This window comes from Eudoraea sp. (assembly GCF_049665975.1).
Taxonomy (GTDB): domain Bacteria; phylum Bacteroidota; class Bacteroidia; order Flavobacteriales; family Flavobacteriaceae; genus Eudoraea.
This window is the reverse complement of the sequence record NZ_JBATGR010000239.1, coordinates 1-3,495: the sequence shown is the minus strand read 5'-3', so window position 1 is coordinate 3,495 and position 3,495 is coordinate 1. Positions and strand designations below refer to the sequence as shown.

Below are 3,495 nucleotides of genomic sequence, written 5' to 3'. Positions count from 1 at the left end.
ACAGGTGATGTCTTGCCGTAGCCATTGCCAGCTATTAATTTAAAGGTTGTACTACCACTATGCCATTGGGGAAGTTCATCAGAGCCAAAATGATTAAATTGGGGATCAATATCCTCTAAATGCTTAGGTAAAGCGATCCATATTTGATATCCATGGGCGACTGATCTTCTTCCATTCCTTAAATCAGCAGGGGTGCGCTCTGTATGGGCAACTCCCTTACCCGCTATCATCCAGTTTACAGAACCGGGTGTAATACGTTGCTTTGTACCCAAGCTGTCTTCATGCATGATTTCTCCTTCTAACATAAAAGTTAATGTAGCCAGTCCGATATGCGGGTGTTGATCAACATCCAAATATTTTTCTGGTCCTAAATCAGCAGGGCCCATATGATCAATAAAAATAAACGGACCGATCATTCGTTTTTTACGAAATGGTATCAGCCTTCCTACCAGGAAGTCTCCAATATCCCTGCTCCTTTCTGCAATTATCAATCCTATATTAGACATCCAATCAATTTTTATGTTCTAAATGAATGAGTTATTTAGAAAAAGTTAAGGTAATAAAATTCAGCAAAAAATTCTTCAAGTGAGCTTTGAAAGAAATTTAGTTGTCATTAAATAATTGAGACTCCATTTTGTGATCACATAACAAGAAATGCTCTGTTTACCACAAATCTATGATAGCTCACAACAATAATTATATTTTCAGAAAGGTTGGCTGTATGTTTACAGTGTAAATAAGAAGAAGTTAATTTTTTCATTTTCATATAGTGTTCTCGTAAAAGAGTCCTGATCGTAAAGACGGGGCTCTTTTTAGTTTTTATAATATTCAATCTTATTGCGTACACGAAAATCTATAAACATATTGTCCAGGAAAGCGTATTATCTAATATAAATGATCTTAGAATCAGAACGCTATATTGGATAAAGTTAAATTTGAAATTATGAGATTATTTTCTTGATTGCTGAAAAGATGTGAGCTAATAAAGGCTAAAACTTAACTACCAAGCCTATTATTATGGAATCCAATTATCAGTTCCAAAATCGGGTTTTCTTTTTTCTAAAAAGGCGTTTCTGCCTTCTTTTGCTTCTTCGGTCATATAAGCCAGTCTGGTGGCTTCTCCGGCAAAGACCTGCTGACCAACCATTCCGTCGTCTGTGAGATTCATTGCAAATTTTAACATTTTAATTGACGTGGGTGATTTTTCTAATATTTCCTGTGCCCATTCATAGGCAGTAACTTCTAATTCTTCATGCGGAATTACGGCATTTACCATACCCATTTCAAATGCCGCCTGCGCAGTGTAACTTCTTCCTAAAAAGAATATTTCACGGGCTTTTTTCTGACCAACCATTTTAGCTAAATAAGCGGAGCCATATCCCCCGTCAAAACTTGTAACATCAGCATCCGTTTGTTTAAAAATTGCATGTTCTTTACTCGCAAGGGTAAGATCACAAACCACATGCAAACTATGCCCTCCTCCTACTGCCCATCCTGGCACAACTGCAATAACTACTTTTGGCATAAAACGGATTAAACGTTGCACTTCCAGGATATTCAATCTGTGCATCCCATCGTCACCAACGTAGCCTTTTTGTCCCCTGGATTTTTGATCACCCCCACTACAAAACGCGTAGACACCGTCTTTAGATGAAGGTCCTTCAGCAGAAAGTAATATTACGCCTATGGAGGTATCCTCCTGGGCGTCATAAAAAGCTTCATATAGCTCACTTGTGGTTTTGGGCCTGAACGCGTTTCGTACATCAGGCCTGTTAAAAGCAATACGTGCAACACCATTGCTTTTTTTATACGTTATATCTTCAAAAGTCTTAACGGTTTTCCAGCTTATTTTCATTTTAAAAGTATTTCTATGTACACAATAAAGATAAGACTTGTACAATTAATGTCCTTTCATTTTCTGTCTGTTCTTTATTGCTATATATTGTTCTTGGCTTCAATCCATTTGGATAAATATTTAGTACTCTGCAAAGTTTTATGTGCTAAAATGCCCCCAATAATATTGGTTGTTCTATGTTGATTCAGATTTTTATCTAATTCTATTATTTTCTTATTTAGGTTTTCTCCAAAAATTACTTTGTTAAAAAAATTATTTATCAAGTCTGTCCCTATATTTTGGGTTTCCTTCCATTTATACTTATTCTGGTAAAGTTCAATCGCGAGTTTAGAAAAGCTTATGGGTTCATCCTGAGTAAAAAGATTCAATTCATCGGCATTGCCTATTCCTTCGAGTCCGATAGATGTTGTAACAGAAGGTGTTCCGTTTATAAACCCATCCATCAGTTTTCCTTTTAATCCGGCGCCATATCGCAAAGGTACCAGGTTAAGCCTAGCCCCAGATAGTATAGAAGCCACATCCCTTATCCATCCCTTAATTCTAAAGCCTGTTTCAACACACTCCATTTTTCGAATTTTTTCCGGCATATAAGGGCCATAAATATGTAATTCTGAATCAGGTAACGCTTCCCTTATTAAAGGCCAAATGCTGGTGTTAAGCCATGAAATTGCATCTATATTCGGTGCATGTTTCCCGTTTCCTATGAAAACAAAGTGTTGTCTTTTAGCAAAGGGTGTCCAATTGCTAATAATACCTTCATTTAAGTGATCGTACATAAACGGCAGATATAAAAGTAAACTCTCATCTACCTTAACAATATCTTTTAGCAGTTTAATTTCAAATTCAGAAATAATCAAGGATAAATCTGATCGGAAAATACTCGCCAGTTCTCTTTTTGTAATATCCAGACTTAGCCATTCAGAGCTATTAAATTCTTTTTGAAAATAGCGGGTTTTTTCTCTCGAGGATCTGAGCGAATGAAGGTCTTCAGTATCCAAAATCCGAAGCGCATTGGGTACATTTTCGGCTATCCTCCAACCAAATTGTTCCTCCATGATATACCGGTCGAAAACAACAATAGCAGGATTTAACCTCTGAGTAAATTCATCAAAACTATGATGGTTTAGCTTTATAGGTTGCTGATCAATACCATAGGCGGTTAAATTTTCGGAATAATCAGTAAAGGCTGCGGTACTGGCAAAAGTAATTTCAAATTTTTTTTCTAAAAACCAATGAATTAATTGCATCATCCTTATTCCTGCCGCCGTTGCCCTGGGTTCGGGCCACGTTAGTCCAAGAATCAATACTTTATTTGAATCCATAGCTTTATATACTGATAACTAATAACTATCCCACTAATGCATTAATTAACATTACACATTGCTAATATGAGTGTTTTTAGCTATTCATAGCCTCAAAAATTACATCCTGGACGCAAATTTTTGAGATATATTTAAGCGAAGTTTACGTTCGTAATCTTCTTCCAACCACTCTTTATAATTTTTTGTATTGTTCATAATACAATAAGAATATTGCCTCACCCTATAGGATATTTCTTCTTTAAGCTTTTTGGCCAGAATTCTTGCATCAAAAACATCTTCACTATTTTCAACACATATTTGGGCATGCTGCTCTATACT

At 36.1% G+C, this 3,495-nt stretch carries 3 protein-coding genes and 1 pseudogene; all 4 read right to left on the bottom strand.

Annotation, left to right across the window (positions count from 1 at the left end; translation table 11 throughout):
* Window positions 1–506 (bottom strand): pirin family protein (locus WBN20_RS08830; protein ID WP_424281422.1); only part of this gene is annotated, 506 nt, incomplete at its 3' end.
* 509 nt (window positions 507–1,015) lie between these two features.
* A complete protein-coding gene (locus tag WBN20_RS08825) occupies window positions 1,016–1,855 on the bottom strand; it encodes a 1,4-dihydroxy-2-naphthoyl-CoA synthase (protein WP_424275452.1) in 840 nt (279 codons plus the stop codon).
* 80 nt (window positions 1,856–1,935) lie between these two features.
* Window positions 1,936–3,177, bottom strand: a complete 1,242-nt coding sequence (locus WBN20_RS08820; RefSeq protein ID WP_424281421.1) for a glycosyltransferase — start codon at window positions 3,175–3,177, stop codon at window positions 1,936–1,938.
* 99 nt (window positions 3,178–3,276) lie between these two features.
* Window positions 3,277–3,495: pseudogene (locus tag WBN20_RS08815) on the bottom strand (DEAD/DEAH box helicase); the annotation flags it as partial.

What these genes read in the sequence shown, in the direction of transcription:
- WBN20_RS08825 (WP_424275452.1), bottom strand. Translation starts at nt 1,855, where the DNA reads ATGAAAATAAGCTGGAAAACCGTTAAGACTTTTGAAGATATAACGTAT.
- WBN20_RS08820 (WP_424281421.1), bottom strand. Translation starts at nt 3,177, where the DNA reads ATGGATTCAAATAAAGTATTGATTCTTGGACTAACGTGGCCCGAACCC.